Origin of the sequence: Thioclava kandeliae (genome assembly GCF_040297545.1) — a bacterium.
Lineage (GTDB): Bacteria > Pseudomonadota > Alphaproteobacteria > Rhodobacterales > Rhodobacteraceae > Thioclava > Thioclava kandeliae.
Genome location: NZ_JAYWLC010000001.1, coordinates 22107 through 38426 on the forward strand (window position 1 = coordinate 22107; position 16320 = coordinate 38426).

Annotated in this window: 14 protein-coding genes; 2 read left to right on the forward strand and 12 right to left on the reverse strand. The window is 58.7% G+C overall.

Annotated elements, in window-relative coordinates; genetic code table 11:
* Nucleotides 1–35 precede the first annotated feature (35 nt).
* Complete coding sequence (gene tsf / locus VSX56_RS00115; RefSeq protein WP_350933947.1) at nucleotides 36–914, forward strand: translation elongation factor Ts; 879 nt, start codon at nucleotides 36–38, stop codon at nucleotides 912–914.
* 360 nt (nucleotides 915–1274) lie between these two features.
* On the opposite strand, the gene VSX56_RS00120 is transcribed toward tsf, so the two are convergent.
* The 5 genes from VSX56_RS00120 to VSX56_RS00140 form a co-directional block, all read right to left on the reverse strand.
* Complete coding sequence (locus VSX56_RS00120) at nucleotides 1275–2069, reverse strand: helix-turn-helix transcriptional regulator (protein WP_339112541.1); 795 nt, start codon at nucleotides 2067–2069, stop codon at nucleotides 1275–1277.
* Between the two features lie 104 nt (nucleotides 2070–2173).
* Nucleotides 2174–2605 carry a protein tyrosine phosphatase family protein gene (locus VSX56_RS00125; RefSeq protein WP_339112540.1) on the reverse strand — a complete coding sequence of 144 codons (432 nt, stop codon included), beginning with the start codon at nucleotides 2603–2605 and terminating at the stop codon, nucleotides 2174–2176.
* Nucleotides 2606–2686: 81 nt separating this feature from the next.
* A complete protein-coding gene (gene gph / locus VSX56_RS00130; RefSeq protein WP_350933950.1) occupies nucleotides 2687–3364 on the reverse strand; it encodes a phosphoglycolate phosphatase in 678 nt (225 codons plus the stop codon).
* A gap of 16 nt (nucleotides 3365–3380) precedes the next feature.
* A complete protein-coding gene (gene rpe, locus VSX56_RS00135; protein WP_350933952.1) occupies nucleotides 3381–4076 on the reverse strand; it encodes a ribulose-phosphate 3-epimerase in 696 nt (231 codons plus the stop codon).
* Nucleotides 4077–4284: 208 nt separating this feature from the next.
* Entirely contained in the window at nucleotides 4285–5169 is an 885-nt protein-coding gene (locus VSX56_RS00140) for an NAD(P)-dependent oxidoreductase (RefSeq protein ID WP_350933954.1), read from the reverse strand.
* Nucleotides 5170–5311: 142 nt separating this feature from the next.
* On the opposite strand from VSX56_RS00140, the gene VSX56_RS00145 reads away from it, so the two are divergent.
* Nucleotides 5312–7768: a penicillin acylase family protein gene (locus tag VSX56_RS00145; protein ID WP_350933956.1), complete on the forward strand. Its 2457-nt coding sequence runs from the start codon at nucleotides 5312–5314 to the stop codon at nucleotides 7766–7768.
* A gap of 66 nt (nucleotides 7769–7834) precedes the next feature.
* Here the strand turns inward: VSX56_RS00145 and hflX are convergent, their stop codons facing one another.
* The 7 genes from hflX to VSX56_RS00180 all read right to left on the reverse strand — a co-directional run bounded on the left by hflX (nucleotide 7835) and on the right by VSX56_RS00180 (nucleotide 16070).
* Nucleotides 7835–9142 (reverse strand): GTPase HflX, encoded by a 1308-nt coding sequence (hflX, locus tag VSX56_RS00150; protein WP_406870422.1) that lies wholly within the window; start codon nucleotides 9140–9142, stop codon nucleotides 7835–7837.
* Complete coding sequence (hfq, locus tag VSX56_RS00155) at nucleotides 9126–9359, reverse strand: RNA chaperone Hfq (protein ID WP_339107276.1); 234 nt, start codon at nucleotides 9357–9359, stop codon at nucleotides 9126–9128. The genes hflX and hfq overlap by 17 nt, the downstream gene beginning before the upstream one ends.
* A 138-nt stretch (nucleotides 9360–9497) precedes the next feature.
* Nucleotides 9498–10058 carry a potassium transporter TrkG gene (locus VSX56_RS00160; protein ID WP_350933958.1) on the reverse strand — a complete coding sequence of 187 codons (561 nt, stop codon included), beginning with the start codon at nucleotides 10056–10058 and terminating at the stop codon, nucleotides 9498–9500.
* Nucleotides 10025–11020, reverse strand: coding sequence for a hypothetical protein (locus VSX56_RS00165; RefSeq protein WP_350933960.1), 996 nt, complete (start codon nucleotides 11018–11020; stop codon nucleotides 10025–10027). The genes VSX56_RS00160 and VSX56_RS00165 overlap by 34 nt, the downstream gene beginning before the upstream one ends.
* Nucleotides 11021–11030: 10 nt before the next feature.
* A complete protein-coding gene (trkA, locus tag VSX56_RS00170; RefSeq protein WP_339112534.1) occupies nucleotides 11031–12410 on the reverse strand; it encodes a Trk system potassium transporter TrkA in 1380 nt (459 codons plus the stop codon).
* A gap of 76 nt (nucleotides 12411–12486) precedes the next feature.
* Nucleotides 12487–13890: a nitrogen assimilation response regulator NtrX gene (gene ntrX / locus VSX56_RS00175; protein ID WP_339112533.1), complete on the reverse strand. Its 1404-nt coding sequence runs from the start codon at nucleotides 13888–13890 to the stop codon at nucleotides 12487–12489.
* Complete coding sequence (locus VSX56_RS00180) at nucleotides 13887–16070, reverse strand: sensor histidine kinase NtrY-like (protein ID WP_350933963.1); 2184 nt, start codon at nucleotides 16068–16070, stop codon at nucleotides 13887–13889. Before VSX56_RS00180 ends, ntrX begins: the two co-directional genes overlap by 4 nt.
* Between the last annotated feature and the right edge of the window lie 250 nt (nucleotides 16071–16320).

Genomic DNA, 16320 nt, shown 5'->3' on the forward strand with positions numbered 1-16320 from the left:
ACCCCTCCCAATTACATTTGACAGGAGATCCGAGCATGGCGATCACCGCAGCAATGGTGAAAGAACTGCGCGAAAGCACCGGCGCAGGCATGATGGACGCGAAAAAAGCGCTGACCGAAACCGATGGCGATATGGAAGCAGCCGTAGACTGGCTGCGCACCAAAGGCCTCGCGAAAGCAGCGAAAAAATCCGGCCGTGTTGCAGCTGAAGGCCTCGTGGCCGTGGCTGTCGAAGGCGGCAAAGGTGTTGCTGTCGAAGTGAACTCGGAAACCGACTTCGTTGGTAAGAACGCCGAATTCCAAGGCATGGTCTCGAAGATCGCGACCGCTGCTCTGGGCGTGAACACCACCGAAGAGCTGAACAACGCACTCGTCGACGGCAAGCCGGTTTCGGAAGTCCTCACCGACGCGATCGCGAAAATCGGCGAGAACATGACCCTGCGCCGTATGGTTGCCGTGGAAGGCGAGACCGTTGTCTCCTATGTCCACAATGCCGCCGCAGAAGGCATGGGCAAGATCGGTGTTCTTGTTGCGCTGAAAGGTTCCAACGAGACCATCGGCAAGCAAATCGCGATGCATATCGCAGCGACCAACCCGGCCTCGCTGTCGGAAGCTGATCTCGATCCGGCAATCGTCGAGAAAGAGAAGCAGGTCCAGATCGATATCGCACGCGAGTCGGGCAAGCCCGAAGCCGTGATCGAGAAGATGATCGTTGGCCGGATGCAGAAGTTCCTGCAGGAAATCACCCTTGTGAACCAAGCCTTCGTTATCAACCCTGATCTGACCGTTGGCCAGGCGGCCAAGGACGCAGGGGTCGAGATCGTTGCATTCGCCCGCGTTGAAGTCGGCGAAGGTATCGAGAAAGAAAAAGAAGATTTCGCTGCAGAAGTCGCCAAGACCGCTGCTGGCAACTGATCTTTCCGATCGGTATGTCTTTGAAGCGAGCGTCCGCAAGGGCGCTCGTTTTGCTTTGGAACGGGGGCAGGGCGGCCGGAGCCACATGGACTGCGGTTGGGACGCCGGCGGCGCTCTGAAGCTCCAACAGGTCGCGCAAATTAAAAAGGCCTGACATACGAAAATGCGTATGCCAGACCTAACCGGTAAACCGGACAGAACCTTGGATATAGCGGATAAATAATCGCCGACCCCCGATTCCATGTTCCTGGCCAAAGCCACCACTCACGGAACACGGATATTAAAACGTAAACTTACATAGTTTGAGAAGTAAGGAAATCCATACCTTGTGTGGCTTCCACAAATGTCGGAAGCTTGTGGTCAGGCTCTCGGACTGGAGTGATGCAACGGGTTTTCCAGAACAGGCTCCGGCGTAGGCTGGAAGATCTGGTTCATGACTGCAGCTTTGAGCACGGCTTGTGCAGTCGTCTCGACATTGAGAGCCTCGCGCGCCAGACGCAGGTGTTTCTCGATCGTGGTGCTGGTCAGCCCCATCAGCATCGCGACATCCATGACGGTCTTGCCATCAGCAATCCATTCCAGCGTTTCGCGTTGGCGCGGAGACAGGTGACGCTTCGGTGGAATATAGGGCAGGCCGGATAGCCGCATATGCATGAGCTGACAGGCCACCAGAAGGGTGCGCTGATGCTCGGCCCAGATTGCATCAACCTCGCACTGGGAAAGATCCCTGCGCGCGCATAGGCCGATACCGCCTCTGGCCCGCGAGGTCGATTGCTGGAAGCCGATCGAGATCCCTGCGGTGATACCGTAGCTGCGGTTCAGCTCGAGTACCTTGAGCGAGGCCGCATCGAGCATCCCCGATGCGAGCTTCTGACCGACAAGGCCCCAAGATTCCCAGCCCTCATTGGACCAGGCCCATTGCACCATCGGCGCGTTGATATAGAGCTTCCCGCCGATCAGAGCCTTGATATAGTCCTTATCATGGTTGGACAGGATCACCGTCTCATCGAGATCCAAAAGATTGGGGCGTGACTGGAACCGCGTATAGCCATAGAGCAGCCGATCGAAACCATACCCCTCCATGAACTGGCAATGATGCGCCCAGATCTCTTCAACCGATGTCAGGCTCAACAGTGTTTCGATATATTCAAGCATACGCCATTACCAAGAGTTCCATTAGAAATACTCGGCAAGGGCGCATAATATCAATACCTCAACAGCCGTTGACCTTTATCATAAATTGCGGAAGCAAAGCAAGCTTATGCTTTTTGTTCTGCATAGGCCGCCAGAAGGCCCGCCATAGGGCGGTGATCGTAACCTGCTTTTTCAGCAGCGGCGATGATCTCGGCCACATCCATCTTGCCAGCCTGCGCCATTGCCCAGAGATGCGAGCTGCGTGTGCCCGAACGGCAATAGGCAAAACAGGGCTTCTCCGCCACATCAAGACAGCCCTCGAACGCGCCAACCAGTTCAGGCGTCATATCGCCGGGATAGAAGGGAAGATAATGCGCCACCATCCCGTTTTCTTCCGCAGCTTTAGCAAAAACCTCATGCGAAAGCTCTGGCGGATTTTCCTCATCGGGACGGTTAATGATGAGGGTCTTGAACCCTTGCTCGGCCAGCAGAGCCACATCTTCAGGCATGATCTGCGGGGCCACGGCAAATTCGGGTGAAAGCGGACGGATATCCATTCTATACTCCTTTTCCGGCAAACCGGTTTTAGTCGGAGATCATAGAGCGCATAGGGCAGGGTGGCCGCAAGGGGCTAATGCTCAAGCCTGCGGCATTTCCTTCACGAAACATCCGACAAGGCCACCGAGCGCGCCAAAATCATCAAAGATTCGCCACGGGGCAAGCTCCTCGGCCGCGATCTTCCTGTATCCGCGGGTATAGAGCAGGAACGGAATTCCTGCCGCATGGGCGGCTTCTGCATCCACCTCCGAGTCGCCCACATAAAGACATGGCGCAGGGCCCATGCGATCGCGCGCCGCCCAGAGCATCTCGGGGTCGGGTTTGCGCGTGGGCAGGCTGTCACCCGCTACGACCACGCTGAAAAACGCATCAATTCCAGTATGTTGCAGAACTGTTCTAGCAGCATCCATCGGCTTGTTCGTGCAAAGCCCCAGCGCAACATTGCTTTCCTGCAGATCCTGCAGAGCCTCGATCACGCCGTCAAAGAGAAGATTTCCATGCTGCTGGCGCGCGTAACGCGCTGAAAAAGCGTTGGAAACCGAGATGAATTGCGCGGAAGACGGATCCATGCCGATCTGCCTGCCGACACAGTCCATGAGATGCGGGACACCACGGCCGATAAAGCCGCGCACCAGATCCAGCGGCAATACGGGCAACCCGTGCAGGCTCAGTGCATGATTCAGCGCCAGCTGGATGGCCGCCGCGCTGTCAACGAGCGTCCCGTCGAGATCGAAGATCACGGAACATACCGATGTCATCGCGGCGGCCATAACCTTACTTCACACGCGCGGCTTCGGCGGCGGCGCGGATGGCAGCGATATTCGCTCCATAGGCCTCGGGCTGCTCGACCGAGCCACCTTTGAACACGGCCGAACCCGCGACCAGAACATCCGCGCCAGCCTCGGCCATCAGCGGTGCGGTCTCGGGTGTGATGCCGCCATCGATCTCGATATGGATCGGACGATCGCCGATCATCGCACGCAGCTTGCGGACCTTGTCGATCTGGCTATGGATGAATTTCTGTCCGCCGAAACCGGGGTTTACAGTCATCACGCAGATCAGATCGAGCTGGTCGAGAAGATAGTCGATCTGCTCGATACCGGTGCCGGGATTAAGCGCCAGACCGGCCTTGCAGCCAGCACCGCGGATCGCTTGCAGCGTGCGGTGGATATGCGGACCGGCCTCGAGATGCGCCGTGATGACATCGGCGCCAGCATCGGCATAGGCGTCGATATACTGGTCAACCGGCGAGATCATCAGATGGACATCCATGACCGTCTTGATATGCGGACGGATCGCTTTGCACAGCGGCGGCCCGAAGGTCAGGTTGGGCACGAAATGACCGTCCATGACATCGACATGGACCCAATCGGCGCCCTGGGCCTCGATGGCCCGGATCTCGCGTCCGAAATCGGCGAAATCGGCAGAAAGAATAGAAGGCGCGATCTTAATGCTGCGATCAAAGCTCATTGCTTGGCGTCCTGCATGCTAAGGAGATTTGGCGTCCGTTTAGTCGCTCATCCGCGTCGGGTCCAGTCTACATTGCATAAAATAGGCACTGCTAATCGGGTGAATGACACAATATTTTACATAATTCGCATTATTGGCACAAAATACGCATAGGAAGAATGCGAATTATGTATCGCATACTCCTATGTTTTTCAGTCACTTACGGCACTTAGTTCGCGTTTTTTGACAGCTTACGCAGCCGCGCGATCAGTGCGGATGTGTCCCAGCGTCCGCCACCCATCGTCTGAACATCCTTGTAGAACTGGTCGACAAGCGCCGTCATCGGCAGCGGCGCCTTGATTTCCTCTGCCGTATTCAGACAGATATCGAGATCCTTGCGCATCCAGTCGACAGCGAAGCCGAACGCGTATTCGCCCTTGGCCATGGTCTCCGAACGGTTTGCCATCTGCCAGCTTCCGGCGGCACCCTGACTGATCACCTCGACCACATCGGTGATCGACAATCCCGCTTTCTCGGCAAAGAGCAGCGCCTCGGACAGCCCTTGGACCACGCCCGCAATCGCGATCTGGTTGGCGGATTTACACAGCTGACCTGCGCCGCTCTCGCCAAGTCTACGACAGATCTTGGCATAGGCATCAAGCACCGGCGCAACCTTATCGAACTGCTCTTGCGGCCCACCACACATGATCGACAGGACGCCGTTCTCCGCACCCGCCTGACCGCCCGAGATTGGCGCATCGACAAAGCCCAGACCTTTATCACTGGCGATCGCCGCAAGCTCGCGCGTGACCATCGCCGAAACGGTCGTGTGATCCACCAGGATCGCCCCCGAGGACATCCCCGAGAACGCGCCATCCTCACCGGCACAGACCATGCGCAGGTCATCGTCATTGCCGACACAGGTCATCACGATCTCGGCGTCTTTCACAGCCTCCGCGGGCGTTGTCCCGAAGGCCCCGCCATGTTCGGCAACCCAGGCCTCGGCCTTCGCGGTCGTGCGGTTATAAACAGTCACCTCATGGCCGGTATCCTTCAGATGCGCCGCCATCGGATAGCCCATCACCCCGAGCCCCAGAAAAGCGATTTTCGTCATCGGTAAACTCCCTCACAGTATTCGCACAGTATTGGCAATCTCGCGCAAACGCGCGTTGATCCTTTGTCATACCTGACTTACTAAGCCGCAACCCCCGCTGGTCAAATCCGGCGCAACTTTTGCAGACCCAACCGGAGCACTCATGTACTCACTTTTCCGCTGGATGGTGCGACTGACCAGTTTTGTCATTGTTTTAGTCGTTTTGGGCGCGGTCGGGATCTGGTATTTTGCCTCGCGCTCCCTGCCCGATTATAATGCAACCTATAAAGTCTCGGGGATCACCGCGCCGGTCGAAATCGTGCGCTCAACGGAAGATGTGCCGCATATCTTCGGCAAGACCGATCCTGATGTGTTCTTCGGTTTGGGCCTCGCCCATGCGCAGGATCGGCTATGGCAAATGGTGATGCTGCGCCGGACGGTTCAGGGGCGGCTTTCGGAGGTTTTCGGGCCGAGCACGGTAAAGACCGACGAGTTGATGCGGCGTCTGGGGCTCTATGATGCAGCTGTCGCCTCGGTCGCTGCGCAGGATGCCCAGACCAGGGCCGCACTCGAGGCGTATGCAGCAGGCGTCAATCAATGGATCGCGCAGGTCAACAAGGGTGCCATGGGGCGTGGTGCGCCCGAATTCTTCCTCTTCGACAACTCGATCTCCTACTGGACGCCTGCGGACTCGCTGGCGATCCTAAAGCTGCTGGCCGTTGAGCAGAACAACCAGTTCACGCGTGAGGTGCTGCGCGCCCGTGTCTCGCTGCTCGATCCGTCCTGGGTTCGCGATCTGCTCCCCGATATGCCCGGAACACAAAGCAGCGCCCTGCCCGATTACCACACGCTCTTCCCCGATGTGCCCCGCGCCGCGCAACAGGAGGATGCGCCCGAGCCGCTCTCGCCATTTCCGGCAGCCGGTCTCGAGGCAGGCTCGAACGCCTGGGCCGCAGCGCCCGACCGTTCTGCCGCGGGCGGATCGCTTCTGGCCAATGACCCGCAGATGGGGCTGACGGCCCCCACGCTATGGTATCTGGCCCGGCTCCAGCTTGCCGGTGGCGGCGTGATCGGCGGCACTATTCCGGGCATTCCGCTCATCATCACAGGGCGTAACGAGCATATGGCATGGGGGGTCACTGGCGCCTATGTCGACGACATGGACCTTCATGTCGAGCAGGTAAACCCTGCCGATCGCGAAACCTACCGCACCCCCGATGGCTGGAAAAAATTCACTACCAAGCGCACGATCCTGAAGATCAAGGACAGCCAGCCAATCACCCTGACGCTCCGAGCGACCGATAATGGTCCGGTGCTGCCCGGCACCCATTTCGACCTCGGGACCGTGACGCCGAAGGGATCGGTGATGTCGGTCGACTGGACCGCCCTCGACCCGCATGACACCTCGATGAGTGCGGCGATGAAGCTGATGCGTGCGAGTGATGTCGAGAGCGCGATCAAGGCCGGTGAGGACTATATCACGCCCGCGCAGAACCTTGTGGTCGCCGACCAGAAAGAAGTCGGGCGGGTACTGATCGGCGCGATCCCCAAGCGCGATCCGCAAAACCAGACCAAAGGCCGCATGCCCTCCGCGGGCTGGCTGCCGGAAAACCGCTGGTCGGGCCGCCTGCCCTATGCCGACAATCCGCGCGAGATCAATCCGGCCGATGGCGTCGTGATGAACACCAATAACAAGGTCACCGATGCTCAATTCCCCGCCAATGTCACCTTCGACTGGGGCGATAGCCAGCGTATCCAGCGTCTGACGAAACTGCTGAGCGACCGCGAAGTGCATTCGCGCGAGAGCTTCATGTCGGCCCAGCTGGACACCGTCAGCCCTGCGGCGCGCAACCTGCTGCCGCTGGTCGGGGCCGATCTGTGGTATACCGGCACACCTGCTCCCGATGGCACGCCCGAGCGCCTGCGCCAGCGCGCACTCGAGCTGCTGGCGGCATGGGATGGCGAGATGTCCGAGCATCTTCCCGAGCCACTGATCTATGCCGCGTGGATGCGCGAGCTGCAATCGCGGCTGATCCGCGACGAGCTGGGTCCACTGGCCGACAAGTTCACAGCCCTCGATCCGCTCTTTATCGAGCGCGTCTTCCGCAATAGTCAGGGCGCGGCGCACTGGTGCAATATCATCCAGTCGGGCACGCAGGAAACCTGTGCCCAGATCGCCAAAACCTCGCTTGATGCCGCCCTTCTTGACCTCAAGGAGAAATACGGCCCCAACATCGAAAGCTGGCGCTGGGGGGATGCGCATGAGGCGCATCAGGATCATCCGGTCCTGAAGAACATGCCCCTGATCGGCTGGTTCGCCAATATCCGGCAGTCCTCCTCGGGCGGTGATTTCACGCTGATGCGCGGCAAGACCATCGGCACGGGCCCCGAGCCCTATACCAATGTTCAGGCGGCAGGTTATCGCGGCGTCTATGATCTGGCCGATCCGGACAGCTCTGTCTTCATCACCGCAACCGGTCAGTCGGGCCATCCCTTCTCGCGCCACTATGACGACCTGTCGGAGTTGTGGCGGCGCGGGGAATATATCCCGATGTCGCTTGATCCGGCGCTTGCGCGAGCCGCTGCGGCAGGCATCACCAAATTGGTTCCCGCCAGCTGACATTGGATAAAAAAGGCGCGGCAAAATGCTTGCCGCGCCTTTTTGATGTTCTTGTATAACTGTGCGCTACAGGGCGTTGTAACGGCCCTTCTGCGAGCCTGTCCATTCGACCTGCAGCACCCAGCCTTCCTTGGTCTGGGCCTCTTCGCGGACAACATTTTCCGCATGCAGCCACGCATGACGGCGGCCTTCCGCGAATGGGAGAACGATTTCCTCGCTTATCCGCTCCTCGCCGAGCAGTTTCTCGATTAACAGAAGAAGTGCCTCAAACCCTTCGCCTGTCAGCGCCGAAATCGCGCAGACATCCTCACGGCGCTCGGCCTGCAGCGCCGTTGCGGCATGGGTCTCCTCGCTCAGAAGATCGAGTTTGTTCCAGACCTCGATGAACGGCACATCCTCGTCGACTTTGAGCTTCTCGAGAATGTCTTCCACATCCGCGGCTTGCGCGTCGCTCTGCGGATGCGAGATGTCACGCACATGCAAGATCAGATCTGCTTCGAGCACTTCTTCCAGCGTCGCACGGAAAGCGGCGACCAACTGGTGGGGCAACTCGGAAATAAATCCCACCGTATCCGACAGGATGACCTTGCGCCCCGAGGGCAGCGTCACCCCGCGCATCGTGGGATCGAGCGTGGCAAAGAGCATATCTTTTGCCAGCACATCCGCACCCGTTACCTTGTTGAAAAGGGTCGACTTTCCGGCGTTTGTATAGCCCACGAGCGCGATGATCGGAAATGGCACCTTGCGGCGTGAGGCCCGATGAAGCTCGCGGGTTTTGACAACCTTGGCCAACTGCCGGCGGATACGCACCATCTGCTCGTCAATCGCTCGACGGTCAGCTTCGATCTGTGTCTCGCCGGGACCACCGACGAACCCGAGCCCGCCACGCTGACGCTCGAGGTGGGTCCATGCCCGCACAAGCCGCGTCCGCTGATAGCTGAGCGCTGCGAGTTCAACCTGCAACACACCCTCACGGGTGCGGGCGCGATCGGCAAAAATCTCGAGAATCAAACCGGTTCGGTCAAGAAGTTTAACCTTCCATTCCTTTTCGAGATTGCGCTGCTGGACCGGCGTCACCGGCCCATCTACCAGCACGAGATCGATCTCCAGATCGTGGAGCTTCTGCCCGAGCTCATCCATCTTGCCAGTGCCAAAAAGATGTCCGGCATGCGGCTTGGGCAAGCGGACGATTTCGGAACCGACCACATCGAGATCGGGCAAAGCGGCGGCCAGAGCCACCGCCTCTGCGAGCCCGTGCTCAGGCAAACGCATCCCGTCCCCGGTTTTGAGGTCAGGATGCAGCACATAGGCCCGCGTCAGGACCTTATCTTGGGAAATAGTATCGCTCAAATCGGACTCAGTCGTCGCCTTCATACAAGGAAATCGGCTGCCCCGGCATGATCGTCGAGATCGCATGCTTGTAGACAAGCTGGGATTGGCCGTCGCGGCGCAGAAGGACGCAGAAGTTATCGAACCAAGTGATAACCCCCTGCAGTTTCACACCATTGATCAAGAAGATCGTGACCGGGATTTTGGTCTTCCGGACATGGTTCAGAAACGCGTCCTGCAGGTTTTGTTTATCGGCAGCCATTTTATTTTGCCTTTTCTTTTAGCATTTCGGGGACGTTGGCTCGTCCCACTCTGGCCCGAGTATGCTCAAGTTAACGCGAGTTTCCACCCCAAATCGGCATCGACGCTGCATCGGTTGAAAAACGTGCCCATAAAGCACTCATTTTCGCCACAGCTCTGGATTGAACAGCGCGATAATCGCCAAAGTTTCAAGCCTTCCCAACACCATAGCCCCTGCAAGAATAGCTTTCGCGGCTGTGCTCAAATCCCCCCAAGCCAGCGGAAAATCCCCCGCGACTGCGGTCAGCGGGCCGGTATTGGACAAAGCCGCGATCGTAAAGATCATGGCCGGATCGAAATCGAGGCCGGTATAGGAGATCGCGACCATGACCACGGCAATCGAGATCGCGAAGAGCATGAAGAAGATCCAGGCAACGAACGCGCCCTTGCGGCGCAATCTGCGCGCCGCCTGCCCGCCGCCGCCGACCGAGCTCGGATAAAGCAGCAGATCCAGTTCCCGCTCGCCATGGCGGATCAGGGCATAGACCCGCAGCAGACGCACTCCGCCCGCAGTTGTCGCGATGCCACCGCCAATGATGGCCAGCCCCGACAAAATGAGCCCGGGTGTGCCAAGTCCTGCCCAGGCGCGGGCATCTTCCCAACCGCTCGATTCAAATCCGGTCGTGGTCAGGAAGGAAAGCGTGGTAAACAGCCCCCCCAAATGGTCCGGAGCACGACCAGAAGACCCGGATGGTTATCCGTATCCAGCGCGGCCATCCAGTGGCGGAAAAACAGCACCACGACGGTCAGAAAAACGATCATCGCCGCAAGTCGCAGTTCGGGATCGTCGCGCAACTGTTTGGTCGCACGCATTTCTCCATCCCCGGGCCAGAACCGGCGCGACAATGCGGGAAGGAAGAAGACGAAGATGATCACCTCGGTCAGCACCGAATTCTGCCCAGATGCCAAAGAACTGGTCGGGAGGATACCGGAAGTCGCCAACGTAGACATGGCGGCACAGAGTGCAATCAGATTATCTTCACCCGAGATACGAAGAAGAACCCATAACGCACCGGTAAGTCCGGCATAAACAGGAAGCAGCTGCAGTGCGAAATCCACTAGCCTATCGCGCGAGACAACGCCGCGCTGGCTGCCGCGAAGGTTTACATCCTTCACCTCGCCACCAGGACCGCCAGCAAAGAAGATCTCGAAGCCGCCCACACGCAAGGGAGCGAGCACGGCGATGGTCATCACCAGCATGAAATAACCACCCGACCAGCCGACCATCGCGCGCCACAGATGTAGCGACGGAGGGAGCCTCGCCGGACTGTAGAGCGTGCCGCCCGTCGTCGTAAAGGCCGAGACCATCTCCCACCACGCGTTGAAGAGCGATGTATCCCGCATCACCTCATGAAAGGGGATCGCGAGAATAAGCGGCATTACGGTAAACGCGCCAACCATGGTCAGAAGCGATGACCGCTCGCGAGGACCCCGTCGGTTTGCCACTGTTGCCAGAGACAACAGCATGAAAACAAAAAGAAGTAGCGTTCCGGTATAGAAGAACGGCCGCGCGACTTCGTGCTGGTGGAGCGTCAGCGCGTGCATTGCCGGCACATACATCATCAGGCCGGACACAGCGACCAGAATGACGAAAAGCGGCAGATTACGCAGATTGGACCGCATTGGCGGGTCCTCAGAAGTAATCGATGGAGACCTGCAACAGGCGCTCCACTTCGGCCACATCATCGGCCAACGCGAAGAGTACGATCACATCGCCTTCCTCAATCCGCGTATCGGCACGCGGGCGAACCACGACCTTTTCGCCCTTCTTCAGCCCCCCCATCAGCACGCCTTCGGGAAAATCGATATCTCTCAGCAGCTTCCCCGACAAAGGTGACGTGCCCAAAACCTGTGCTTCGATCACTTCCGCCTCGGCATCCCCGATCGAATAGATCTGGCGGACGCGGCCATGACGGATGTGGCGCAGGATGGACGATACGGTAGTGGCGCGCGGGTTGATCTGCGCATCAATCCCCAGCGGCTCCATCATCGGGATCAGTGTCGGGTCATTGACCAGCGTGATCGCCATCTTGCACCCGGCCTGCTTGGCACGCACCGCGACCAGAAGATTGGTTTTATCATCATCGGTTACGGCAAGAACTGCATCTGTCGAGGCAACATTGGCCTCCTCGAGCAGCTCCTGTGACATGCCATCACCATGCAGAACAATAGTGCGCTCGAGCGAATCCGCGGCTTTCTCGGCACGCTCGCGCGACATCTCGATAATCTTGGCGCGTGTCCGGTCGCTTCGCGCCTCCAGCTTCTTGGCCACTGCCAGACCGACATTCCCACCGCCAATGATCAGGATACGCTCCTGTTTATGGACGTTCTTACCGAATATCTCGAGCGTGCGCGAAACATCGTCGCGATGCGAACAGATATAGATCTGATCGCCGGAAAACAGCTGGTCATTCGGTTCCGGCGCAAAAAGCCGACCTTCGCGGCGCACCCCCACAACGATGGCGCGCAACGTCGAGAAAAGATCGGTAAGCTGACGCAGCGGCGTCGAAAGAACAGGGCAATCGTCATGCAGTACGATCCCCATCAGCCGCAGCTCGTCCTCCATGAAACTCTCGGTATCAAAGGTCGCCGGTGCCAGAAGCCTGCGCAATGCCGCCTCGGCAACCTCGCGCTCGGGGCTGATGATCACATCGATCGGCAACTGGTCACGGCGGTAGATATCGCGATATTCGGGGTTGAGATAGCTCTGCGACCGCAGCCGCGCGATCTTGCGGGTAATGCCGAAAACCGACTGCGCCACCTGACAGGTCACCATATTGACCTCGTCCGAATGGGTCGCGGCAATAATCAGATCGCAATCGCGCGCACCAGCCGCCTCGAGAACGTCGGGATGCGAGGCAAACCCTACGGTGCCCTGCACATCCAGCATATCGGAGGCCCGCCGCACCAGTTCGGGATTGCTATCCACCACCGTCACGTCATTGCGCTCGCCCGACAGATGCCGCGCGATCTGCCAACCGACCTGACCGGCCCCACAAATAATCACCCTCATGCGACCCTCCGCAACTCGTTGGTCCCGGTTCTATGCGGCAGCGCGGCAAGGGTCAATAACCCCGACCTATCGCGCCTTATTCCGCATCTTCCTCGATCCGCGCCATCCGGCCACCGGACTTGACGCCGGTCACGACGCCGAGCGATTTCAGTTTACGGTGCAACGCCGAACGCTCCATGCCTACAAAATTCGCCGTGCGGGAAATATTGCCGCCAAACCGGTTGATCTGGGTCAGAAGATACTCGCGCTCGAACAGTTCGCGCGCCTCGCGCAACGGCAATGTCGCCAGCTGGCCCGACAGCACGATGCGGCTCGATTCCGTCTCCACAGGCTGGTCACCCTGCAGCTCGCGCGCCTCGATCTCGCCCGTGCCATCGCCGAGGATCAGCAGTCGTTCGATCACATTGCGCAGCTGGCGGATATTACCCGGCCATTCCATCGTCTGCATCATCGCCAGCGCATCGCCCGACAATTTGCGCAGCGGCAGCCCCTGCGTCTCGTTGAACTGCACGAGGAAATACTCGGCCAGAAGCGCCAGATCCTCACGCCGGTCAGCGAGGCCGGGAACCGCGATCGGCACGACATTCAGCCGGTCATAGAGCTCCTGACGGAAGCGGCCCGAGGCGATCTCTACGGTGAGATCGCGTGTGGTGGAGCTGATCACGCGCAGATCCACCCGCACCTTATCGGCCCCGCCAACGCGCAGGAACTGCTGCTCGGTGAGGACACGCAGGATCTTCGACTGCGTGCCAAGCGGCATCTCCGCGACTTCGTCGAAATAGACAACGCCGCCATGCGCCTGTTCAAGAAGGCCTTTCTCGATCCCGCGCTCGGGCGTCTCGCGGCCAAACAAAACCTCTTCCATACGGTCAGGCTCGATGGAGGCCGAGTTGACGGTGATAAAAGGAGCGGTCGCACGGGTGGAGAGTTGATGGATATAGCGCGCAGCCGTCTCCTTGCCAGACCCCGGCTCCCCGGTCAGCATCACGCGACCATTGGATTTTGTAACCTTATCAAGCTGATCTCGGAGCTTCTTGAAAGCGGCACTCTCGCCCAGCATCTCGCCCGTCTGCATGTCGCGGCGCTTGAGCGTGGAATTCTCGCGGCGCAGCCTCGAGGTTTCCATCGCGCGTGAAACAACTACCAACAACTGGTCGATATTGAAAGGTTTTTCGATGAAATCATAAGCACCCTGCTTGATCGCGGCCACAGCGATCTCAACATTGCCATGCCCCGAAATGATAATGATCGGAATATCGGGATTGTCCCGCTTCGTCGTCTTCAGAATATCGATCCCGTCCATCCGGCTATCCTTCAGCCAGATATCGAGGATCATGAGGGCCGGAGGCTCGGCATTGACGGCCTCCATACATTCATCGGAATTCGACGCCATCCGGGTCGAAAAGCCTTCGTCCTGAAGAATTTCGGAAATCAGTTCCCGAATATCCTTTTCGTCGTCGACAATCAGAATATCGCTCATGTCAGCTCACTATCCTTGATGGCGCGCACTGCCGCGTGGGCACGAGGCAGGCGGATTTCGGCAAGGGCGCCCGAATGGGCACCTGGGTGAAATGGCGGCGCATCCCGAAGCATCAAAGTGCCGCCATGCTCTTCGATGATTTTCTTTACAATAGAGAGCCCTAGCCCCGTTCCTTTGGAGCGGGTGGTTACATAGGGCTCGAACAGACGGGAGCGGTCTTCGGGCAAGCCCACCCCGTTATCCATGATCTGCAAGGTTATGAATTCCGGCTGAACATTCATGAGCACGCGAACCTCTGGTGCATAGCCCTCTTCCACGCCTTTTTCATAAAGCGTTTCAACCGCTTCTCCTGCATTCTTGATCAGGTTTGTCACCGCTTGTCCGATCATCGTCTGATCCAGCTCGACCAGAAGCGGACCATCGGGCAGCTCGGCACTCAGCTCTGCGCCGTGCAGCGCGCCTTCCTGAATGGTGATCGCATCCCGCAGAAGCGCCACCAAATCGACCTCACGGCGATCAGGCTCGGGCATCCGCGCGAATTTGGAAAACTCGTCAACAATACGACGCAAGTCATTGGTCTGACGGATGATCACACCAGTCAGCTGCTCCAGCGCGGGCTCGTCCTCACCCACATGCCTGCGGAACTTGCGCTTGATCCGTTCGGCCGATAGCTGGATCGGCGTCAGCGGATTCTTGATCTCGTGGGCGATCCGGCGGGCCACATCCCCCCATGCGGCCATACGCTGGGCCGAAACAAGCTCGGTGACATCCTCGAAGGCGATCACATAGCCCTCGCGCAGACCGTCCTCGCGTAGACGAAGTGCAACGCGGACCAGAAGACTCTCGAGTTTCCCGAAGCGAGATACCCGAACCTCCTCCTGCACCACATCCTGAACGGCACTATGCAAGCGTCTGAAAAGATCAGAGAATTCCGGAACAGCTTCGTCAATCATCCGCTGATGGTCGGCAAGGTTGTCCAGATCCAGAAGTTTCGCCGCAGAGCGGTTGATAAAATCGATCCGGCCCGCAGCATCAAGCCCGATCACCCCGGAAGTTACCGAGCCAAGAACGGAATCGAACAGGCGCCGCTGTTCCTCGGTCACCGAGTGACTGGCCATCAGCGCCACCCGCTGGTCTTTAAGCTGGCCCGTCATCTTGTTGAAACTACGCCCCAAAAGCGCGATCTCGTCATCGCCCTCGGCCTCGATTACCCGCGCATCAAGATCCCCGGAGCCGACCTTCTCGGCCGCGACCGCCATCCGACCGATGGGCAGCGAAAGCCGCTCGGCAAACCAGAGACCCAACCAGATCGCGGCCAGAATGAGGATGAGCGCAAATCCCATATAGACAAGCCCGAATTCGAACAGCACTCTGCCGCGCGTCGCCTCCAGCTGCTGATAGAGTGTCACTGTGGTGCGTGTGTCATCCAGAAGCGACAGGATCGATCCATCCACCTTACGAGAGACATAAAGATATCTGTCAGCAAAGGCGTCCAACTGTTTGAGCGCGCGAAATTCATTATTGTCCCAGTCCTCGATTAGGACCGTCTGACCGGATTGCGCCTGCACGATCTTCTCCGGTGCGGGCTTTTCGAAATCAAAGAGATAACTACGGTCACCGCGCGCGATAATCTCGCCTGTCCCGTCGATCACATAGGCCTCTTTCAGACCTCTCTGGATACCGCTTTGACCCGCCACCAGCAGCTCGCGCAGCTCGCCATCCGACATGAAGGTCGCCGCTTGCCGCCGGATATTGAGGAACCCCGCCAGTGCGTCAGCATCGTCGGTGAGATCCCGTCGATGTTCGTTCTGATAGGCTTCGGCGGCCTGAAGCGAAGTGCCGACAACCTCCCGAACGCGGTCGGAGAACCATCCCTCCATCCCGATATTCACTGTCAAACCGGCAAACAGCGCCACAAGAACCGTAGGCACCAATGCGACAAAGGCGAAGATACCGGTCAGGCGCAAGGTCAGGCGTGATCCAACCGACCGCTTGCGCCTTGCGGCCACCATCTGTGCAAGTCGCGTAAGAATAAGGCCCGCCAAGCCCATGAAATAGATGAAATCAGCAAGAAGGATCAGCCGCAACGAGCCGCTATCGCCCCCTTGCGCCAGAGGTCCCAGCACCACGAAGGTCGCAATCGCCAGAATGGGGCCGAGGATAACCAGCCCAAGCGTCATGGCATTTTGCACACGCCTCTGCCTGCGTAACCGGACAAACCGGTCCCACAATGCCCCGCGATGTCGATTGACCGTCTTCACTGCCGCCCCCGAGACTTCGGAAAAACCGGGCGGCCTACAATGGGCCTGCCTCTTGCTTTATGTTGCCATAATACATCAGCGCGGCAGGAGTGTCACGCTCATAAAGCCTCGGACATACTAATTAAATCAATTCTTGGGCAAAAAGCCGCCCGAAACAGGTTCGGGCGGT

Bases quoted from the DNA above. Each gene is read 5' to 3' on its own strand.
- hfq (WP_339107276.1), bottom strand. From the start codon at position 9,359: ATGGCTGCCGATAAACAAAACCTGCAGGACGCGTTTCTGAACCATGTC.
- VSX56_RS00165 (WP_350933960.1), bottom strand. From the start codon at position 11,020: ATGCGGTCCAATCTGCGTAATCTGCCGCTTTTCGTCATTCTGGTCGCT.
- VSX56_RS00125 (WP_339112540.1), bottom strand. From the start codon at position 2,605: ATGGATATCCGTCCGCTTTCACCCGAATTTGCCGTGGCCCCGCAGATC.
- ntrX (WP_339112533.1), bottom strand. From the start codon at position 13,890: ATGAGCGATATTCTGATTGTCGACGACGAAAAGGATATTCGGGAACTG.
- trkA (WP_339112534.1), bottom strand. From the start codon at position 12,410: ATGAGGGTGATTATTTGTGGGGCCGGTCAGGTCGGTTGGCAGATCGCG.
- rpe (WP_350933952.1), bottom strand. From the start codon at position 4,076: ATGAGCTTTGATCGCAGCATTAAGATCGCGCCTTCTATTCTTTCTGCC.
- VSX56_RS00140 (WP_350933954.1), bottom strand. From the start codon at position 5,169: ATGACGAAAATCGCTTTTCTGGGGCTCGGGGTGATGGGCTATCCGATG.
- gph (WP_350933950.1), bottom strand. From the start codon at position 3,364: ATGACATCGGTATGTTCCGTGATCTTCGATCTCGACGGGACGCTCGTT.
- hflX (WP_406870422.1), bottom strand. From the start codon at position 9,142: ATGAAGGCGACGACTGAGTCCGATTTGAGCGATACTATTTCCCAAGAT.
- VSX56_RS00145 (WP_350933956.1), top strand. From the start codon at position 5,312: ATGTACTCACTTTTCCGCTGGATGGTGCGACTGACCAGTTTTGTCATT.
- tsf (WP_350933947.1), top strand. From the start codon at position 36: ATGGCGATCACCGCAGCAATGGTGAAAGAACTGCGCGAAAGCACCGGC.
- VSX56_RS00120 (WP_339112541.1), bottom strand. From the start codon at position 2,069: ATGCTTGAATATATCGAAACACTGTTGAGCCTGACATCGGTTGAAGAG.
- VSX56_RS00180 (WP_350933963.1), bottom strand. From the start codon at position 16,070: ATGACGCTTGGGCTGGTTATCCTCGGCCCCATTCTGGCGATTGCGACC.